Origin of the sequence: Streptomyces sp. NPDC007929 (assembly GCF_042959065.1) — a bacterium.
GTDB lineage: Bacteria > Actinomycetota > Actinomycetes > Streptomycetales > Streptomycetaceae > Streptomyces.
Genome location: NZ_JBIBKD010000003.1, coordinates 341882 through 360050, shown reverse-complemented (window position 1 = coordinate 360050; position 18169 = coordinate 341882). Strand labels below are relative to the sequence as shown.

Here is an 18169-nt window from a genome sequence, read left to right as displayed (position 1 = left end):
AGACCATGACCTTCGTACAGCTCATCGAATGCAGGACCAGCCGGCTCGACGAGATGAACCGGCTGATGGACCGGTGGGTCGAGCAGACCAAGGGGAAGCGGACCGCGTCGCACAGTGTGGTGGCGAAGGACCGGGCGGACTCCTCGCACATCGTGGAGATCGTGGAGTTCCCCTCGTACGAGGAGGCGATGCGCAACTCCGGGCTGCCGGAGACGGACCGGATCTTCCAGGACATGGTGGCGCTCTGCGAGGAGACGCCGACCTTCACGGACCTGGACGTGGTGCGGGACGAGCAGTTGTACGCGGCCACCGCGCGCAGGTTCTTCGAACTGGCGCCGGGTCAGGGGGACGCGCCGCCGTTCAACGACGTGTTCATCGAGGACTACCACGATCACGATCCGGCCAATGTGCAGGACGTCATCGGGCTGGACGCGCTCCGTCGCGAGGTGGAGGTGTGGCGCGGCGGCTTCGACTTCTCGTTCACCATCGAGGACCAGATGGCGCAGGGGGACCGGGTCTGCACCCGGTGGACGTTCAGCGGGCGGCACACCGGCGAGTTCCTCGGGATCGAGCCGACCGGCCAGGAGGTCACCATGACCGGCACGACCGTGCACCGCTGCACGCCCGACGGAAAGATCGCCGAGGGCTGGTGGCAGTACGACCGGCTGGGTCTGATGCAGCAGCTGGGGGCGCTGGAGTCTACGGAGCTCTGACGCCGGGGGCCCCGGTGGCGAGCCGCGTCACGCCCCTTCCTGCCCTCGCGCCGCAGTGAGACGCGAACGCAACTCGATTTTCAACGCCCATGCGACGATCGGTGCCCACGGCGACTGGATGAGCCGGTACATCGGGAAGGTCGCGACCGCGAAGGCACCGACCGCCACGGCCACGAGACACGCCACGGCGATGTCCCGCTCAGGCTGATGCGCCGGCACTCCGAGCCAGGCCAGGCAGACGACCGTGACACACACCTGCGCCATCATGACCACGACCCAGAGGATTCCGAGCGCGAACTGAACCGCGGCCTTCAGCATGCCCGTGCTCGCCATGACGCTGTGCTCTTCGACCAGTCGGCGCACGGCGGCCCGACGCTCGGCGGGCGACTGCTCCAGGATCGCGGTCAGCTGGGGCTCGACCTGCTCCACCAGCCGACTCACCCAGCCCTGGATCGTCCGTTGATAGGACGCGACCTCCAGACCGGCGGCGATGAGAATCACCGGCGCCACAGCAGCCGAGGTCGCGGCGAACGGCTCCGTCATCTGCATGCGGGCAGCATGCCCACATCGCACCCGCCGCCAAAGGCTCGTTGCGGAAGAGTGACATGGCCGCACGAGAGTCACGCGCCCGTAGCGCGCGCAGGCCGTTCGGAGTGCGGTCCCACGCCGATGCGGACCCGGTCTCCTGGCGCCGAGGTTCAGCTCGTCCAGCGATGTGCTCCGGCCGTGCTCAACCGGTTCTCTGCTCCGGTACCCAGGAGGCCCTCGACCGCCGCTGCGGTTCCCTGAGTCGTGGTGAGGAAATGGCGAGGGCCCGGCGCCCCGTTTTCGGGGGCCGGGCCCTGCTCAGGGTCTGGCGCGCTTGGTCGTCAGTGGGCGTGGCCGTGGCCGTGGCCCGCGGCGGCCGGCTCTTCCTCTTCCTTCTTCTCGACGACCAGGGTCTCGGTCGTGAGGAGGAGGGAGGCGATGGAGGCGGCGTTCTCCAGGGCGGAGCGGGTGACCTTGACCGGGTCGATGACGCCGGCCTTGACCAGGTCGCCGTACTCGCCGGTGGCGGCGTTGAAGCCCTGGCCCTTGTCGAGCTCGGCGACCTTGGAGGTGATGACGTAGCCCTCCAGGCCGGCGTTCTCGGCGATCCAGCGCAGCGGCTCGACGGCGGCCTTGCGGACGACCGCGACACCCGTGGCCTCGTCGCCGGTCTTGCCGAGGTTGCCCTCGAGGACCTTCACGGCGTGGACCAGCGCGGAGCCACCACCGGAGACGATGCCCTCCTCGACCGCGGCGCGGGTCGCGGAGATGGCGTCCTCCAGACGGTGCTTGCGCTCCTTGAGCTCGACCTCGGTGGCGGCACCGACGCGGATGACGCACACGCCGCCGGCCAGCTTCGCGAGGCGCTCCTGGAGCTTCTCGCGGTCCCAGTCGGAGTCCGTGGTCTCGATCTCGGCCTTGATCTGGGCGACGCGGCCCTGCACGTCGTCCTTGTTGCCGGCGCCGTCGACGACCGTGGTGTCGTCCTTGGTGACGGTGACGCGGCGGGCGGAGCCGAGCACGTCCAGGCCGACCTGGTCGAGCTTGAGGCCGACCTCCTCGGAGACGACCGTGGCGCCGGTGAGGATCGCCAGGTCCTGCAGCATCGCCTTGCGGCGGTCGCCGAAGCCGGGGGCCTTCACGGCGACGGCGTTGAAGGTGCCGCGGATCTTGTTGACGACGAGGGTGGAGAGGGCCTCGCCCTCGACGTCCTCGGCGATGATCAGCAGCGGCTTGGAGGCGTTGGACTGGATGACCTTCTCCAGCAGCGGCAGGAGGTCCGCGATGGCGGAGATCTTGCCCTGCGTGATGAGGATGTACGGGTCGTCCAGGACGGCTTCCATGCGCTCCTGGTCCGTCACGAAGTACGGCGACAGGTAGCCCTTGTCGAAGGCCATGCCCTCGGTGAAGTCCAGCTCCAGACCGAAGGTGTTGGACTCCTCGACGGTGATGACACCGTCCTTGCCGACCTTGTCCATGGCCTCGGCGATGAGCTCGCCGACCTGCGTGTCCTGGGCGGACAGACCGGCGACGGCGGCGATGTCGGACTTCTCGTCGATCGGCCGGGCGGTCGCGAGGAGCTCCTCGGAGACCGCGGCGACGGCGGCGTCGATGCCCTTCTTCAGGGCAGCCGGGGAAGCACCGGCGGCGACGTTCTTGAGGCCCTCGCGCACGAGCGCCTGGGCGAGCACGGTCGCGGTGGTCGTACCGTCACCCGCGATGTCGTTGGTCTTGGTCGCCACCTCCTTGACCAGCTGGGCACCGAGGTTCTCGTACGGGTCCTCGACCTCGACCTCGCGGGCGATGGTCACACCGTCGTTGGTGATGGTGGGAGCGCCGAACTTCTTGTCGATGACGACGTTGCGGCCCTTGGGGCCGATCGTCACCTTGACCGTGTCGGCAAGCTTGTTGACGCCGCGCTCGAGGGCGCGACGGGCGTCCTCGTCGAACTTCAGGATCTTCGCCATGGGAGCGTGAGCCCTCTTCCGGAATCTGGGATATACGGCACTGCGCCCCGGGCGCCCGGCTCAGAGGTGACAGCGGGGGCCAGGGGCGCAGTTCAAAGCAAGGTGCTTGGGGTGAATTACTTCTCGACGATCGCGAGCACGTCGCGGGCCGAGAGGACGAGGTACTCCTCGCCGTTGTACTTCACCTCGGTGCCGCCGTACTTGCTGTAGAGCACGACGTCGCCGACGGAGACGTCGAGCGGAAGACGGTTGCCGTCCTCGAAGCGGCCCGGGCCCACGGCCAGGACGACGCCCTCCTGGGGCTTCTCCTTGGCGGTGTCCGGGATGACCAGGCCAGAGGCGGTGGTCTGCTCGGCGTCGAGCGGCTGGACCACGATGCGGTCCTCGAGCGGCTTGATGGCAACCTTGGAGCTGGTGGTCGTCACGATCCGACCTCCCCCTTCGGAGATCTCACGGGGTTAACTGTCTGAGGTGGCGACCAGGTGGATCCGTCGTCGCGGGTGCCGGACCTGCCCGTCGCTGTGTTGGCACTCTCCTGGGGGGAGTGCCAGAGCCGAGACTATGACTGCGATTAGCACTCGGTCAAGCGGACTGCTAATTGCCGACGGCGCGTCGGCCGGGCGGTCTCTCCTGGTGACCCGACAGACGACCCTCCCGGACGGCTCTGCAGAGGCCCCCCAGGCGGCCCTACAGGCGGTCCAGCAGGCCGTCCTGCAGGCCGTCCTCCAAGTGGTCTTCCAGCCGCCCCACCCGCAGCCCCCGTTCGGCGATCTCGCGTAGCAGGCGCTCGGTCCGTTCCGCGAGGCTCGGGGAACCGGTCTCGCCCGACGGCACCGAGACGATGTCTCCGGCCCGCAGCCGCGGCTCGCCCCGGGTGTAGGTCAGTTCGCCGTCGGCACCCAGGGACGCGCGCCACAGGACGACCGCCGTGATGCCGCAGTCGGCCGCGGCGCGCAGGGTCGTCCGGTCGTAGGTGCCGTAGGGCGGGCGGAAGAGGCGGGGCGTGATGCCGAAGCGGGAGCGGAGCTTGTGCTGCTGGCCGCAGATCTCGGCGCGCTGCCCGGCGTAGGGCAGGCCGCGCAGGGCGGGGTGGTCGAGGGTGTGGTTCTGGATGGACGCGCCGACCGCGCGCAGCCGGGCGAAGTGGCCGTAGCCGGGGCCCACGACGCTGTCGGTGAGGAACATGCTGACGGGCAGGCGCCGTTCGCGGACGAGGCGGACGAAGCGGGGGTCGCGTTCGGCGCCGTCGTCGTAGGTGAGGAAGACGACGGGGTCGCGGGTGGGGACGTGGTCCACGACGGGCGGCAGTGAGCGGGGGGCGCTCACGGCGCGGGGCGGGTCCTGGGCGCGGCCGTCGGCGGGGTCCGGCCGCTCCCCCGCGGTCCCGGCGCAACCCGCCAGCAGAACCGCGCACAGCAGGGCGACCGCGCACGGCAGGGCGGCGGCCGGCCGCCTCACAGGTAGTCCTCCAGTCGCCCGACGGCGTACCCCTGGGCCGTCACCTTGTTCAGGAAGCGGCGGATCATGTCGGCCATCGTGCCCTTCCACTGGTCGCGGCCCCGGAAGTGGGTGAGGACGATGTCGCCCCGGCGCAGGGTGCGGTCCCCCTCGCGGTACTCCCAGTGGTCGGCGAAGACCTCCTGGTTCCACAGGGGCGCGTACGCGATGCCGCAGGTCTTGGCGGCGCGCAGGGTGGCCCGGTCGTAGCTGCCGTAGGGCGGGCGGAAGAGGGTGGGGCGCTTGCCGAACTGCCGCTTCAGGTAGCGCTGCATGCCGCAGATCTCGCGCTTCTGCGCCCGGTAGGACATGCCCCGCAGGTTGGGGTGGTGGAGGGTGTGGTTGTTCAGGACCACGCCCTTGGACTGCATCTTCCGGAAGTAGCGGGTGTCGTCCTTGACCAGGTAGCCGCTGAGGAAGGCGGTGTAGGGGATGTCCAGGTCGTTCATCATCCGCAGGAACGCCGGGTCCTTCTCGGCGCCGTCGTCGATGGTGAGGAAGACGACCTTGTCCCGGGTGGGGACGCGGGTGAAGACGGGCGGCAGGTCCAGTTCCCGGTGGCCGTCCACCTCGAAGCCCTTGCGGGTCCTGATCCTCGGCTTGTGCGCCGGGGCGGGCGGGGCGGTCCGGGGGACCTTGCGCAGGCCCCAGCGGTGCGCGGCGGCGACCCGGGCGGCGTGCGCGGCGCGCAGCTTGGTGGCGTAGGAGTCGAGCGCGCGGGCCGGGGGTGCGTCGAGGGGCTGCTGGCCACCCGCCGGGGTGACCGGGTCGCTGCCGCCGTCCTGCGCGCAGCCGGAGGCGATGGCGGCGAGGACGAGCACGGTGAGGCCGATCCGCACGCCCGCGGACCTTCGCCCCGATACCCCCCATGCCCGGCATTTGTCATTTTGTACGACTGCTCGCATGACGCCGGATCCTCGCAGCGCCTCCCGCCGATCCCGGCCCGACACCGCGGCCCGCGCCCCACCATCCACCGACTGGCCCACACGTCACCCGCCCCCCGCGGTGGCCGACAATGATCCGGTGAACGACCTCGCTCTCCTCCTCACCCCCGAAGGCCGCGCCCTCCTCGACGAGGTGCGGGACACCGACCCGGCGCGGGAGCTGGCCGTCGCGACCCGGCTGCGCCGCGAGCACCCCGCCGAGCTGGTGTCGGCGGCGCTCGGGCAGGCGCGGCTGCGGCAGCGGGCGGTGGCGAAGTTCGGGGCCGAGGACGCTGGCCGGATGTTCTTCACACCGAACGGCGTCGAGCAGTCGACCCGGTCGAGCGTGGCGACCTACCGGGCCCGGCGGATGGCCGAGGCGGGCATCACCTCGGTCGCCGACCTGTGCTGCGGCATCGGCGGTGACGCGATCGCGCTGGCCCGCGCCGGGATCCGTGTGCTGGCCGTGGACCGGGACCCGCGAACGGCCGCGGCGGCCCGGGCGAACGCCGACGCGCTGGGCCTGTCCGGCCTCGTCGAGGTGCGCGAGGCGGACGTCACCGAGGTGGACACGGCCGGTTTCGACGCCGCGTTCGTCGATCCCGCCCGGCGCGGCGGCCGCGGCCGGATCTTCGACCCCGAGGCCTACTCACCGCCCCTGTCCTGGGCGGTCTCCGTGGCCCGCCGGGCCCCGCGCGGCGCCGCGCTGAAGGTCGCCCCCGGCATCCCGCACGAGGCGGTCCCCGAGGACGCCGAGGCCGAGTGGATCTCCGACGGCGGGGACGTCAAGGAGGCGGTGCTGTGGTTCGGCACCGAGCCCGGGGCGATCCGGGCGACCCTCCTGCCGGGCCCCCGCACCCTGCTCTCCCGCGGTCTGCCCGACCCGGAGGTCCGCCCGCCCGGCCGCTACCTCTACGAGCCCGACGGCGCCGTCATCCGCGCCCACCTGGTCGCCGAGGTGGCCGACCAGGTGGACGGTGGGCTGCTCGACGCGACCATCGCCTACGTCACGGCCGACGCCCCGCACCCGACCCCGTACGCCACCGCCTACGAGATCACCGACCATCTGCCCTTCAACGTCAAGAAGCTGAAGGCGCTGCTGCGGGAGCGTCAGGTCGGCACGCTGACCGTGAAGAAGCGGGGCTCGGCGGTGGAGCCGGAGGAGCTCCGCAAGAAGGTCAAGCCGCAGGGGCCGCACGCGGCGACGGTGTTCCTGACCCGGGTCGCGGGAGCACCGGCGATGCTCGTCGGGCATCCGGCCTGATGCTGCCTGATGCTCAGGATGCCCGGGGCGCTGGAGGAAGGGCCTCGGCCAGCGCGGTGACGCCGCGGGCGAGCAGCATGCGGTTCCAGCGGGAGCGGTTCTCGTCCTTGAGGAGGACGGGCTCACCGGCCGGGACCGCGGTCGTGGCGGCCGTGTCGAGTGGGACGAGGCAGAGGCCGGTGCCGACGCTCGCCACCGTCGACGGGCCGGGGGCGGTGAGCAGGAAGCCGCCGTCCACCGCCACGGCCGCCGCGAACCAGGCGAACCCGGCGGCGCCGAGCGGCCCGCCCGCGACCAGCAGCACGCGCGGCCCCACCCGGCCGACCGCACAAGTGGCGAGCACCGAGCCGGACACGACTCCGGCGCAGAACGGCGGGAAGGCGCTGCCCGCCGCGGTCGGTCCATGGCCGAGGAGCAGCGGGAGGAGCTCACCGGCGACTACGACGTACCAACGCAGCTAGCGGTGGTGGTGGACGGATCGCTCCCCGTCGCCAGGACACGCCGTCAGCGCAGTGACGTCCAGAGCTTCTCGGCCTCCGGCTGCTCCGCCACCACCCGGTTGGGATCCCACGGGGCCTGCACCACCGGCATCATCACCGTCCGGACGCCGCTCGGTGACAGGCCCTTGAGGCTCTGGCCGAGCCGGGTCAGCTCGGCGAGGGAGTCCAGGCCCGTGTCGGTGGTGAGGCCGGCGGTCGCCGCGTCCGCGACGCGGTACAGCTTGGCCGGGTCGGTGAACAGGTCCTGGGAGGCGATCTGCTCCAGCAGGGCCGTCACCAGCTTCTGCTGGAGGCCTATCCGGCCCAGGTCGCTGCCGTCGCCTATGCCGTGCCGGGTGCGGGCCAGCGCGAGGGCCCGGGTGCCGTCGAGGTGGTGGGTGCCGGCCTTCAGCCGCAGGTGGCTGTCCTCGTCGTCGATGTCCTCGTCCGTGGTGACGGTGACGCCGCCGAGCGCGTCGACCAGCTCGGCGAACCCCGAGAAGTCGATCTCGAGGTAGTGGTCCATCCGGACGTTCGTCAGCTCCTCGACCGTCTTCACCGCGCAGATCGGTCCGCCGATCTCGTACGCGCTGTTGAACATGGAGTGGTACGCGACCGCCGTGGAACCGCCCGACGGGCGCGGGCAGGACGGGCGGGTGACCAGGGTGTCGCGCGGGATGCTCACCACCGTCGCGCTGGTCCGCCCGGCGTCGAGGTGGACGACCATCGCGGTGTCGGAGCGGGCACCGGTGCTGTCGCCGCCGCCGAGCCGCCGGTTCTCCTCGCCGCTGCGCGAATCCGAGCCCAGGACCAGGATGTTGAGGGCCTCGCTCGGCAGGGCCGGGCCCGAGGGCGACGTGGTCACCGGCTTCGGCGGCCGGTTGTCGCCCAGCGCGTTGTCGATGTCGACGCCCTTGATGTTGCCGCTGAGATGCCAGTAGGCCCAGCCCGCCGCTCCGGCGCCCAGCACCAGCGCCCCCGCCAGAGTGACGCCGGCGATCTTCAGTGCTCTCGACCGCCGGCCCACGTCCGCGCCCTCGTCCCCGTTGAGTCCCGTCACGGGCAGGAACATAAGTCCGAATTATTACGGGCAGGGAGTCCAGGGCGCTCTTTCTTCGGAAATTCTCAGATTTCGCGCCCCGATCTCGGGGACCTCACTACGGGCACCGGCAGGGGCGATCGAAAGTTTCGACGGTACAGCCGATTCGCTTCGGTGGAGGGTGGAAACGGCCGGAACATCCGTCACTACTGCACCTACCCTTCCGCGGGCCCCGCCGTGCTGCTGCGCACCACCAGACTCGTCGCCAGCTCCACCCTCGTCGCCGCCTCGGTCCCCTCGTCCCGCCCGAGGTCGAGGACCAGCTTGGCCGCGGCCTCGGCCATCTCCGTCAGCGGCTGCCGTACGGTCGTCAGCGGCGGCCCGACCCAGGGCGCCACCGGCAGGTCGTCGAAGCCGACCACGCTCAGGTCCTCCGGGATGCGCAGCCCCAGCTCGCGCGCGGCCTCGTACAGCCCGAGCGCCTGGAGGTCGTTCCCGGCGAAGACGGCGGTCGGCCGGTCCGGGCGGCGCAGCAGCTCCAGGCCCCGCCGGTAGCCGGCCTCGTGGTGGAAGTCGCCGGTGGCGATCAGGGCGGGGTCCACCGGCAGCCCGGCCGTCTCCAGCGCGGCCCGGTAGCCGTCGATCCGGGCCCTGCTGCACATCATCTGCGAGGGCCCGCTGATCGCGCCGATCCTGCGGTGCCCCAGCTCGACCAGATGCCGGGTGGCGGCGAGGCCGCCCTGCCAGTTGGTCGCGCCGATCGACGGCACGTCGGCGCCGGGGTCGCCGGCCGGGTCCATCACCACGAACGGGATGGAACGGCTGGTCAGCAGCGCCCGCTGGGACTCGTCGAGGCCGGACAGCACCAGGATCACGCCGTGCGGGCGGCGCGCGGCGACCTGGTCGGCCCAGGTCCGGCCCGGTGTGAGCCGCCCCGCGCTCTCGGACAGCACGACACTGAGCCCGGCGTCCCGGGCCACGTTCTCCACGCCCCGGATGACCTCCATCGCCCAGGCGCTCTCCAGCTCGTGGAAGACCAGGTCGATCAGGGGTGAGCGGGTCGCCTCGGCACGGCGGCGCCGGTAGCCGTGCGCGCGCAGCAGATCCTCGACGCGGGACCGGGTGGCCGGGGCCACGTCGGCCCGGCCGTTCAGGACCTTCGAAACAGTCGGCGCCGAGACACCCGCCTCGCGGGCGATCTCGGCGAGCGTCGCGGTCTGCGCGGTGCGCCCCTGCGTCCGGGTCTGCGTCCGGCTTTCAACGGGCTCCGGGGATGTCATGGCGGCGATCGTAACCCTGCGGGCCCCCTTGACGAAGTCCTCGCACCGCCATAGGTTCCCGGAACATTCGACGTTCATTCCGAAACATTCGCAGTACCGTTCGTGAGAGGGCCGTCCGTCCACCCGACAGGAGCTTCATGACCACCGCGCCCTGGCGTGACCCCGCGCTGCCCGCCGCCGCCCGTGTCGACGACCTGCTCTCCCGGATGACCCTGGAGGAGAGGACCGCCCAGCTGTACGGCGTGTGGGTGGGCGCCGCCACGGACGGCGACGGAGTCGCTCCGCACCAGCACGACATGACCGTCGAGTACGACTGGGCCGAGCTGATCACCCACGGCCTCGGCCAGCTCACCCGCTCCTTCGGCACCGCCCCCGTGGACCCGGTGCTCGGCGCGCGGGCCCTGGCGCGCGCCCAGCGCCGGATCGCCGGGGCGGGTCGCTTCGGCATCCCGGCGATCGCGCACGAGGAGTGCCTGGCCGGCCTCACGGCCTGGCGGGCCACGGCCTATCCGGTGCCGCTGGCCTGGGGCGCGACCTGGGATCCGCCGCTGGTCGAGGAGATGGCCCGCCGTGTCGGCGACGACCTGCGCTCGGCCGGCGTGCACCAGGGTCTCGCGCCCGTGCTGGACGTCGTACGCGATCCGCGCTGGGGCCGTGTGGAGGAGACCATCGGCGAGGACCCGTACCTGGTCGGCACGGTCGGTGCGGCCTATGTGCGGGGCCTGGAGTCGGCCGGGGTGGTCGCCACGCTCAAACACTTCGCCGGATACGCCTCCTCGGCCGGGGCCCGCAACCTCGCCCCGGTGCGGGCCGGGGTACGCGAGTTCGCCGATGTCACCCTGCCGCCCTTCGAGATGGCCCTGCGCGAGGGCGGCGCCCGGTCGGTGATGGCCGCCTACACCGAGACGGACGGTGTCCCGGCCTCCGCGGACCCGGGGCTGCTGACCCACCTCCTGCGTGAGGAGTGGGGCTTCACCGGCACGGTCGTCGCCGACTACTTCGGCATCGGCTTCCTCCAGACCCTCCACAGGGTCGCCGCGACCCCGGCCGAGGCGGCCCACGCTGCCCTCACCGCCGGCATCGACGTCGAACTGCCCACCGTCAAGTGCTACGGCCGGCCGCTGCTGGAGGCGGTCCGCTCCGGCGAGGTCCCCGAGGAGCTGGTGGACCGCGCGGCCCGCCGCGTCCTGCTCCAGAAGTGCGAACTGGGCCTGCTGGACGAGGACTGGGCCCCCGAACCGGCCGCTGAGATCGACCTCGACTCGACGGGCAACCGGATCCTGGCCCGCCGCGTGGCCGAGGAGTCGGTGGTCCTGCTCGACAACCCCGACGGCCTGCTCCCCCTGGCCCCCGACACCCGTATCGCGGTGGTCGGTCCCCGGGCGGCCGACGCCCTGGCCATGCTGGGCTGCTACTCCTTCCCGTCCCACGTCCTGCCCCACCACCCCGACGTGCCCCTCGGCATCGAGATCCCGACCGTCCTGGACGCCCTGCGCTCCGAACTCCCCGACGCCAAGGTGACGTTCGCGCAGGGGTGCGACGTGAGCGACCCGGACACCACGGGCTTCGAGGAGGCCATCGCGCGTACCGCCGAGGCGGACGTGTGCGTGGCGGTCCTCGGCGACCGGGCGGGCCTGTTCGGCCGCGGCACCTCGGGCGAGGGCTGCGACGCGACGGACCTCGGCCTGCCGGGCGTCCAGGGCGAACTGCTGGACGCGCTGGTCGCCACCGGCGTCCCCGTGGTGCTGGTGCTGCTGACCGGCCGTCCCTACGCGCTGGGCCGCTGGCAGGGCCGGCTGGGCGCGGTCGTCCAGGCGTTCTTCCCGGGCGAGGAGGGCGGCCCGGCGGTCGCGGGCGTCCTGTCGGGCCGGGTCAACCCCTCCGGCCGCCTGCCCGTCAGCGTCCCGCGGCTGCCCGGCGGACAGCCCTGGACCTACCTCCAGCCGCCGCTGGGCCTGGCGGGCGAGGTCAGCAACCTCGACCCGACCCCGCTGTACGCCTTCGGCCACGGCCGCTCGTACACGGCGTTCGCCTGGGAGGTGCCCACCGCCGACGGGCCGGTCGAGATCGGCACGGACGGCTCGTACGAGGTGTCGGTGACCGTCCGCAACACGGGTGACCGCGAGGGCGCGGAGGTCGTGCAGCTGTATCTGCACGACCCGGTGGCGTCCGTGACCCGCCCCGACATGCGGCTGATCGGCTACCGGCGGGTGACGGCGGGCCCGGGCGGGGCGGCCCGGGTGACCTTCCGCTTCCACGCCGACCTGTCGTCCTTCACCGACCGCTCGGGCCGCCGGGTGGTCGAACCGGGCGCCCTGGAGCTGCGGCTGGCGGCGTCGAGCGCGGACGTACGGCACACCGCGCACCTCACCCTGACGGGTCCGGTCCGGGTACTCGGCCCCGACCGGCTGCTGCGCTGCGAGACCGAGGTGTCCTGAGCACCGGGGGCGGCCCCGGTCAGTCCCCGGAGACCGACTCGAACCGCCACCGGTGCACCGCCCGTGTGACCAGGTCCCCGTCCGGCTCGGGCAGTTCGGGCAGCTCGGCGTCGTAGGGCGCGTCCCACCAGGTGATGACGAGGACGCGGTCCCGCGGCGCCCGGAAGGTCTCCCGGCGCAGGGGCTCGGGCGCGAGTTCCCGCGCCCTGGCCCAGGCGAGCAGGTCCTCGCCCCGCCCGTCGGCGGCCCGGGCCTCCCACATCAACGCGACCGTCACGAGTAGAGGTTCTCCTTGCTCACCTCGTGCACATGGTCGTGCCCGGGCACGTGCGGCTCGGTCACCGGCAGCGACGAGTCCGCCGACAGGTCCCAGGCCGACGCCGCCCGGTTGCGGGCGACCATCTCGGCGCCGAGGGCGGCGACCATCGCGCCGTTGTCCGTGCACAGCTTGGGCCGCGGCACGCGCAGCCGGATGCCGGCGGCCTCGCAGCGCTCCTGGGCGAGGACGCGCAGCCGGGAGTTGGCGGCCACGCCGCCGCCGATCATCAGGTGGTCGACGCCCTCGTCCTTGCAGGCCCGGACGGCCTTGCGGGTCAGCACGTCGACGACGGCCTCCTGGAAGGACGCCGCCACGTCCCGCACCGGAACCTCCTCGCCCGCGGCCCGCTTGGCCTCGATCCAGCGGGCCACCGCGGTCTTCAGCCCCGAGAAGGAGAAGTCGTAGGCCGCGTCGCGCGGTCCGGTCAGGCCCCGGGGGAAGGCGATCGCGTTCGGGTCGCCCTCCTTGGCGTACCGGTCGATGACCGGGCCGCCGGGGAAGCCGAGGTTCAGGACGCGGGCGATCTTGTCGAAGGCCTCGCCGGCCGCGTCGTCGATGGTGGCGCCCATCGGGCGGACGTCGGAGGTGATGTCCGAGGACAGCAGCAGCGAGGAGTGGCCGCCGGAGACCAGCAGCGCCATGGTCGGCTCGGGCAGCGCGCCGTGCTCCAGCTGGTCCACGCAGATGTGCGAGGCGAGGTGGTTGACGCCGTAGAGCGGCTTGCCGAGGGCGTAGGCGTAGGCCTTCGCCGCGGAGACGCCGACCAGCAGGGCACCGGCGAGGCCGGGACCGGCGGTGACGGCGATGCCGTCGAGGTCGCGGGCGGTGACACCCGCCTCCTTCAGCGCCCGGTCGATGGTGGGGACCATCGCCTCCAGGTGGGCGCGGCTCGCGACCTCCGGGACGACGCCGCCGAAGCGGGCGTGCTCGTCGACGCTGGAGGCCACGGCGTCGGCCAGCAGGGTGGTGCCCCGGACGATGCCGACGCCGGTCTCGTCGCAGGAGGTCTCGATTCCCAGCACGAGGGGTTCGTCAGCCATTGATCTCGGTTCCTTGTACGGAGTCCTCGGGGGCGGTCAGGCGCATCACCAGGGCGTCCACGTTCCCCGGCTGGTAGTAGCCGCGCCGGAAACCGATGGGCTCGAAGCCGAAGCGCTCGTACAGCTTCTGCGCGCGGACGTTGTCGACCCGGCACTCCAGCATCACCTCGGCGCACTCGAAGGTGGTGGCCGCCCGCAGCAGTTCGGCCAGCAGCCGGGCGCCGAGGCCGGTGCCCCACAGGGCGCGGGATACGGCGATGGTCTGGACGTCGGCCTGCTCGCCGGTGGCGACGAGACCCGCGTACCCGACGATCCCGGAGGCGGACTCGGCGACCACGTACCGCCGGTTGGCCCCGGGTCCTCGCGCATGGGCCAGCTCGGACCAGAACATGCCCCGGGACCAGGCGTCCTCGGGGAACAGGTCCCGCTCCAGCTCCAGCACGGAGTCGATGTCCCACCAGCGCATCTCGCGCAGCGCGCACGTCATGGGTTCGGTCACTTGGGGGTGACCACCTTGTAGTTCTTGGGGACCTGGGCGTCGGGGCGGCGCAGGTAGAGCGGCCGGGGCGCGGGGAGTTCCTCTCCGGCGGCCAGCCTCTGGGCCGCCAGCCGGGCGAGGGCGGCGGCGGACACGTGCTCCGGCTCGTGCGCCCTGGGGAAGGTGTCCGGGTAGAGCAGGGCGCCCGCTCCGACCGCGGGCAGCCCCTCGACCTGCTCGGCGATGTCGGCGGGCCGGTCCACGGCCGGGTCGGTGACCCGGGTCCGGGAGTCGCGGTAGCGGGCCCAGTACACCTCCTTGCGGCGGGCGTCGGTCGCGACGACGAACGGGCCCTCCAGGTCGGCGGCGTAGGCGAGGCCGTCCAGTGTGCACACGCCGTGCACGGGGACGCCGAGCGCGAGCCCGAAGGTGTCCGCGGTCATCAGTCCGACGCGCAGCCCGGTGTACGGACCTGGACCGGTCCCGGCGACGATCCCCGTGACGGCGTCGAGCCGCACACCGGCCTCGGCGAGGATTCGGTCGATCGCCGGCAGCAGCAGTTCCCCGTGCCGCCGCGCGTCCACCTGACTCGAGGAGGCGATGACATCGCGTCCGTCGTGCAGCGCGACGGTGACGGCGGGCGTGGCGGTATCCAGAGCGAGCAAGAGCACGCAAACAGCCTACGGCTCTCCGGGGCCCGGCACGGCCGCACCTGTCGGGTCGTCACGTGCTGCTACCGTCACCTACCGTCACGACAGGGATGTACGACGTGAGGTGAACGCCGGTGTCAGCCAGCAGCTCGGGAATCGTGGCCGGGCTCACCGCCGCGGCCCTCGCGACGGTCGGTTACCTCGCGCATCAGGCGGCCGAGTCCCTGCCCGCCGGGCTGGGCAGAGCGGCGCACACGGGCGCCGCACCGGCGGCCGGCACGTCCACGCCGCCCCGGCTGAAGAGGGACCCGACCGCCTTGCCCGAGGACTCGGGCAAGGGTGCCCGGGTCGTGTACTCGCTGCGTGACGACCGGGTGTGGCTGGTCGCCGGGGACGAGGCCGTCAGCCGTACGTTCGAGGTCGACCCGAGCACGGTGGACCCGGCGCCGGGCAGCTACTCGGTGACGTCCCGTTCGAACTCGGTCACCGGCTCCGACGGCGTCCCGGTCGAGCACGTGGTGCGCTTCGCGACGGTGGACGGCGTGGTGATCGGCTTCAGCGCGGCGGTGGGAAGCCCGACCTCCGCCCCATCCCCCGACCCGAAGGCCCGCACGGGCGGCATCCGCGAGTCCCGCCCGGACGGCGACGCGATGTGGACCTTCGCGACGATCGGCCGCACGGTGGTGGTGGTCCGCTGAGGTCGACCGTGGCGGGTTACACCGCTACGGGGTGCGGGGCCTGCTGAGCGGCTGCGCGGTGCGGCGAAGGCCTGCTGAGCGTCTGCGGGTGGGCCGGCCGGGGGTGGGCGGCGGAGTGAGCCGGGGGTCTGCTGGGCGGCGGGTGAGCCGGACATCTGCTGACCGGCGGGGTGGGCGGGCCGGTCTGGTGAGCGGCGGGGTGGGCGAATGCCCGGGGGGCGCGGGCGCAGATCGAGCGGCTTCGCGGTGCGCGGAGGTCGGTAAGAAGTGCTTCGCGGCGTGCTGTGCCGCATGCGGGGGTGCGCCCGAGGGCCGCTGAACGGCCTCAGCGGGTGCAGCCGCCTGAACACCCTTCGCCGTGCGCGCAGGTCCGGCAAGGCGTCTTCGCGGCGCGCTCTGCCGCATGCGGGGTGCGCCCGAGGGCCGCTGAGCGGCCTCAGCGGGCGCGGCCGCCGGAACACGCTTCGGGGTGCGCGCAGGTCCGGCAAGGCGTCTTCGCAGCGCGCTCTGCCACATGCGGGGGTGCGCCCGGGGCCGCTGAGCGGCATCAGCGGGCGCGGCCGGCTGAACACGCCGCCGGTGCGCGCAGGTCCGCCACGTCGCTTCGCCGGTACGCGCAGGTCCGCCACGTCGCCGCCGTGCGAGGCGGTCCGGTGGGGCGCGCCTCGGAGCGCGGCGCTACCCCCTCGCCGCTACGCGCGGGTCCGCCCTGTCGCTGCGCGATGGCGGAGGTTCGCCGAGGGACTACCCGTGCCCCGCGTTACGCCGCTTCGCGGTGTGTCGTGGGGTGCTCGGAGAGTTCCGGGTCGGGGGGCCGTGGGGGTGTGGAGATCAGGGTCGCCGCCTCGCCGGCCGCCAGTAGGTCGTGCATGGAGACGGCGGTGGCCGCGAAGCGCCGCGGCTGCCCCTTGCTCTCTGTAGCCGACATGGACGCCTCCCGAAGGGCCGGGGCCGACGAAGTTAGGTACACCTAACTACGAACTGGGTACCATGTGACCACGCACGAGACACCGGACGCAACAGCTTCCCGACGTCTTGTCGGAATGTTCATCGCACCACCGCACCCCACAACCCCGGGGCGGCGAGCCCTCACGCGGCGAGCACGCTCAGATCCGCCTCGGCCCAGCGTTCCCCCAGACCGGTGATCGTCATCTGCCGGACCTCGTCGGTGGTGTCACCCACCGCCCGGTGGATCACCACCTGGAGCCTGTCCTCGGTCAGCTCCTCGACCTTGCCCTCGCCCCACTCCACGACCACCACGGACTCGGGCAGCGAGACGTCGAGGTCGAGGTCCTCCATCTCGTCCAGCCCGCCGGACAGGCGGTAGGCGTCGACGTGGACCAGCGGCGGCCCGTCGCCCAGCGAGGGGTGCACCCGGGCGATCACGAACGTCGGCGAGGTGACGGCCCCGCGCACGCCGAGCCCCTCGCCCAGCCCCCGGGTCAGCGTCGTCTTGCCCGCGCCGAGCTCCCCACTGAGCATCACCAGGTCACCGGCGCGCAGCAGTTTCGCGAGCCGGCGGCCCAGCTCCCGCATCTGCTCGGGGGACGTGACGACGATCTGGACGGAACCGGACTCAGCCGGGCTGTGCGGTGCTGGTGCTTCCATAGCCCTTCACGGTAGCCCCTGCGGGCACGGCACCCGTGCGGGTGAGCAGGTCGGCGAGGCGGTCGGTGACCACTTCCGGGTGTTCCAGCATCACCAGGTGACCCGCGTCCGGCACCAGTACCAGCTCGGCGTCGGGGAGCAGATCGGCGATGGCCTCGCTGTGCTCACTCGGCGTGACCAGGTCCTGCACCCCGGCCAGGACGAGCACCGGCAGCTCCGCGAAGTGGGCGAGCGCCTCGGTCTTGTCGTGGTCGTTGAACGCCGGGTAGTACTCGGCGACCACGTCGATCGGTGTGCTCTCGATCATCCGCTCGGCGAACCGCGCGACGGCCGGATCGACGTCCCGCGACGCGAAGGAGTATCGCTTGATGATCCCGGCGAACAGGTCCGCGGTCGCCCGGCGCCCCTTCTCCACCAGCTCGGCCCGCTGCCCCAGCGCCTTCAGCACTCCGGGCAGCACCCGCCGCACCGCGTTGACCCCGGCGACCGGCAGGCCGTAGTTGACCTCGCCGAGCCGCCCCGAGGACGTACCCACGAAGGCGACCCCGACGACCCGCTCGCGGATCAGCTCGGGGTACTGGTCGGCCAGCGCCATGACCGTCATACCGCCCATGGAGTGCCCGACCAGCACGAGCGGACCCTCGGGGGCCGCCGCGTCGATGACGGCCTTCAGGTCCCGGCCCAGCTGCTCGATCGTGACCGGCTCGTCGTCCCGCCCCTGGGCCACGCCCCGGCCGGACCGGCCATGGCTGCGCTGGTCCCAGTGCACGGTCCGCACGACACCCCGCAGGGCCGCCCGCTGGAAGTGCCAGGAGTCCTGGCTGAGGCAGTAGCCGTGGCTGAAGACGACGGTGACGGGAGCGGGCGACTTGCGGCCGAAGAGCCGTCGGCGGCGCGACCCGAGGGCGGCGGGCGCGGCCTCCATGTCCAGGTCGTCGACCTCGTAGTACAGCTCGGTGCCGTCGTCGGCGAACGCCTTGCCCGGCATGCCGCGCAGCGAGCCGTACGGCCCGGCCGAGTCCAGGGCGAGCCGGGCCTTCTGGCGCATGCCGCGGCCGACCGTCATCCGCTCCAGGGCGACACCGGCGGCCGCGCCCGCGGCCACCACGCCTATCGCCACACCGGCGACACCGGTCGCCCGGCGCCAGCCTCCCGCCGCCCCCGCGGCGGAGGCCGCGACGGCCGCGGAGGCGACGTCCGCGACGACCTCCGCACTGCTCTCGCTCACGTACCGCTCCTCTTCGCCGG

General features: G+C 72.6%; 19 protein-coding genes. 4 read left to right on the top strand and 15 right to left on the bottom strand.

Annotated features, from left to right (window positions below; translation table 11 throughout):
* Positions 1-5: 5 nt before the first annotated feature.
* Positions 6-713, top strand: coding sequence for an ester cyclase (locus ACFZDE_RS11340; RefSeq protein ID WP_391199447.1), 708 nt, complete (start codon positions 6-8; stop codon positions 711-713).
* 27 nt (positions 714-740) lie between these two features.
* Here the strand turns inward: ACFZDE_RS11340 and ACFZDE_RS11335 are convergent, their stop codons facing one another.
* The 5 genes from ACFZDE_RS11335 to ACFZDE_RS11315 form a co-directional block, all read right to left on the bottom strand.
* The gene (locus tag ACFZDE_RS11335) at positions 741-1262 is read right to left on the bottom strand and encodes a hypothetical protein (protein ID WP_391199445.1); all 522 of its coding nucleotides are present in this window, start codon (positions 1260-1262) and stop codon (positions 741-743) included.
* A gap of 320 nt (positions 1263-1582) precedes the next feature.
* Complete coding sequence (groL, locus tag ACFZDE_RS11330; protein ID WP_390993219.1) at positions 1583-3208, bottom strand: chaperonin GroEL; 1626 nt, start codon at positions 3206-3208, stop codon at positions 1583-1585.
* A 116-nt stretch (positions 3209-3324) separates the two neighbouring features.
* On the bottom strand, positions 3325-3633 hold the full coding sequence (groES, locus tag ACFZDE_RS11325; protein ID WP_003974211.1) for a co-chaperone GroES: 309 nt from the start codon (positions 3631-3633) through the stop codon (positions 3325-3327).
* Positions 3634-3895: 262 nt separating this feature from the next.
* Positions 3896-4666, bottom strand: a complete 771-nt coding sequence (locus ACFZDE_RS11320) for a polysaccharide deacetylase family protein (RefSeq protein WP_391199443.1) — start codon at positions 4664-4666, stop codon at positions 3896-3898.
* A complete protein-coding gene (locus ACFZDE_RS11315) occupies positions 4663-5544 on the bottom strand; it encodes a polysaccharide deacetylase family protein (RefSeq protein ID WP_391199440.1) in 882 nt (293 codons plus the stop codon). The genes ACFZDE_RS11320 and ACFZDE_RS11315 overlap by 4 nt, the downstream gene beginning before the upstream one ends.
* Before the next feature lie 184 nt (positions 5545-5728).
* Between ACFZDE_RS11315 and ACFZDE_RS11310 the strand changes: the two genes are divergently transcribed.
* The gene (locus tag ACFZDE_RS11310; protein WP_391199438.1) at positions 5729-6892 is read left to right on the top strand and encodes a methyltransferase domain-containing protein; all 1164 of its coding nucleotides are present in this window, start codon (positions 5729-5731) and stop codon (positions 6890-6892) included.
* 13 nt (positions 6893-6905) lie between these two features.
* Here ACFZDE_RS11310 and ACFZDE_RS11305 read toward each other — a convergent pair whose 3' ends face one another.
* From ACFZDE_RS11305 to ACFZDE_RS11295, 3 genes are all read right to left on the bottom strand, one after another.
* The gene (locus ACFZDE_RS11305) at positions 6906-7247 is read right to left on the bottom strand and encodes a hypothetical protein (protein ID WP_391199436.1); all 342 of its coding nucleotides are present in this window, start codon (positions 7245-7247) and stop codon (positions 6906-6908) included.
* A gap of 149 nt (positions 7248-7396) precedes the next feature.
* Positions 7397-8443, bottom strand: coding sequence for an LCP family protein (locus ACFZDE_RS11300; RefSeq protein WP_391199434.1), 1047 nt, complete (start codon positions 8441-8443; stop codon positions 7397-7399).
* A gap of 182 nt (positions 8444-8625) precedes the next feature.
* Complete coding sequence (locus ACFZDE_RS11295; protein WP_391199432.1) at positions 8626-9690, bottom strand: substrate-binding domain-containing protein; 1065 nt, start codon at positions 9688-9690, stop codon at positions 8626-8628.
* A 137-nt stretch (positions 9691-9827) separates the two neighbouring features.
* Here ACFZDE_RS11295 and ACFZDE_RS11290 point away from each other — a divergent pair, with 137 nt between their 5' ends.
* Positions 9828-12128 (top strand): glycoside hydrolase family 3 N-terminal domain-containing protein, encoded by a 2301-nt coding sequence (locus tag ACFZDE_RS11290; RefSeq protein ID WP_391199431.1) that lies wholly within the window; start codon positions 9828-9830, stop codon positions 12126-12128.
* Positions 12129-12147: 19 nt separating this feature from the next.
* Here the strand turns inward: ACFZDE_RS11290 and ACFZDE_RS11285 are convergent, their stop codons facing one another.
* From ACFZDE_RS11285 to tsaB, 4 genes are read right to left on the bottom strand one after another with little or no spacing between them, the layout of a single operon-like run.
* Entirely contained in the window at positions 12148-12405 is a 258-nt protein-coding gene (locus ACFZDE_RS11285) for a hypothetical protein (protein ID WP_390993204.1), read from the bottom strand.
* Complete coding sequence (gene tsaD, locus ACFZDE_RS11280) at positions 12402-13487, bottom strand: tRNA (adenosine(37)-N6)-threonylcarbamoyltransferase complex transferase subunit TsaD (protein WP_390993202.1); 1086 nt, start codon at positions 13485-13487, stop codon at positions 12402-12404. Before tsaD ends, ACFZDE_RS11285 begins: the two co-directional genes overlap by 4 nt.
* On the bottom strand, positions 13480-13974 hold the full coding sequence (gene rimI / locus ACFZDE_RS11275; RefSeq protein ID WP_391199902.1) for a ribosomal protein S18-alanine N-acetyltransferase: 495 nt from the start codon (positions 13972-13974) through the stop codon (positions 13480-13482). Before rimI ends, tsaD begins: the two co-directional genes overlap by 8 nt.
* 8 nt (positions 13975-13982) lie before the next feature.
* Complete coding sequence (gene tsaB / locus ACFZDE_RS11270) at positions 13983-14636, bottom strand: tRNA (adenosine(37)-N6)-threonylcarbamoyltransferase complex dimerization subunit type 1 TsaB (protein WP_390993200.1); 654 nt, start codon at positions 14634-14636, stop codon at positions 13983-13985.
* Positions 14637-14749: 113 nt separating this feature from the next.
* Between tsaB and ACFZDE_RS11265 the strand changes: the two genes are divergently transcribed.
* Complete coding sequence (locus tag ACFZDE_RS11265) at positions 14750-15313, top strand: hypothetical protein (RefSeq protein ID WP_391199429.1); 564 nt, start codon at positions 14750-14752, stop codon at positions 15311-15313.
* 760 nt (positions 15314-16073) lie between these two features.
* Here ACFZDE_RS11265 and ACFZDE_RS11260 read toward each other — a convergent pair.
* From ACFZDE_RS11260 to ACFZDE_RS11250, 3 genes are all read right to left on the bottom strand, one after another.
* Positions 16074-16241, bottom strand: a complete 168-nt coding sequence (locus ACFZDE_RS11260; protein WP_390993194.1) for a hypothetical protein — start codon at positions 16239-16241, stop codon at positions 16074-16076.
* 161 nt (positions 16242-16402) lie between these two features.
* Positions 16403-16921, bottom strand: a complete 519-nt coding sequence (tsaE, locus tag ACFZDE_RS11255; protein WP_390993191.1) for a tRNA (adenosine(37)-N6)-threonylcarbamoyltransferase complex ATPase subunit type 1 TsaE — start codon at positions 16919-16921, stop codon at positions 16403-16405.
* Positions 16890-18149, bottom strand: a complete 1260-nt coding sequence (locus ACFZDE_RS11250; protein WP_391199427.1) for an alpha/beta fold hydrolase — start codon at positions 18147-18149, stop codon at positions 16890-16892. The genes tsaE and ACFZDE_RS11250 overlap by 32 nt, the downstream gene beginning before the upstream one ends.
* Positions 18150-18169 lie beyond the last annotated feature (20 nt).

Bases quoted from the DNA above. Each gene is read 5' to 3' on its own strand.
- ACFZDE_RS11340 (WP_391199447.1), top strand. From the start codon at position 6: ATGACCTTCGTACAGCTCATCGAATGCAGGACCAGCCGGCTCGACGAG.
- ACFZDE_RS11335 (WP_391199445.1), bottom strand. From the start codon at position 1,262: ATGCAGATGACGGAGCCGTTCGCCGCGACCTCGGCTGCTGTGGCGCCG.
- groL (WP_390993219.1), bottom strand. From the start codon at position 3,208: ATGGCGAAGATCCTGAAGTTCGACGAGGACGCCCGTCGCGCCCTCGAG.
- ACFZDE_RS11300 (WP_391199434.1), bottom strand. From the start codon at position 8,443: ATGTTCCTGCCCGTGACGGGACTCAACGGGGACGAGGGCGCGGACGTG.
- ACFZDE_RS11295 (WP_391199432.1), bottom strand. From the start codon at position 9,690: ATGACATCCCCGGAGCCCGTTGAAAGCCGGACGCAGACCCGGACGCAG.
- ACFZDE_RS11290 (WP_391199431.1), top strand. From the start codon at position 9,828: ATGACCACCGCGCCCTGGCGTGACCCCGCGCTGCCCGCCGCCGCCCGT.
- tsaD (WP_390993202.1), bottom strand. From the start codon at position 13,487: ATGGCTGACGAACCCCTCGTGCTGGGAATCGAGACCTCCTGCGACGAG.
- rimI (WP_391199902.1), bottom strand. From the start codon at position 13,974: ATGACGTGCGCGCTGCGCGAGATGCGCTGGTGGGACATCGACTCCGTG.
- ACFZDE_RS11260 (WP_390993194.1), bottom strand. From the start codon at position 16,241: ATGTCGGCTACAGAGAGCAAGGGGCAGCCGCGGCGCTTCGCGGCCACC.
- tsaE (WP_390993191.1), bottom strand. From the start codon at position 16,921: ATGGAAGCACCAGCACCGCACAGCCCGGCTGAGTCCGGTTCCGTCCAG.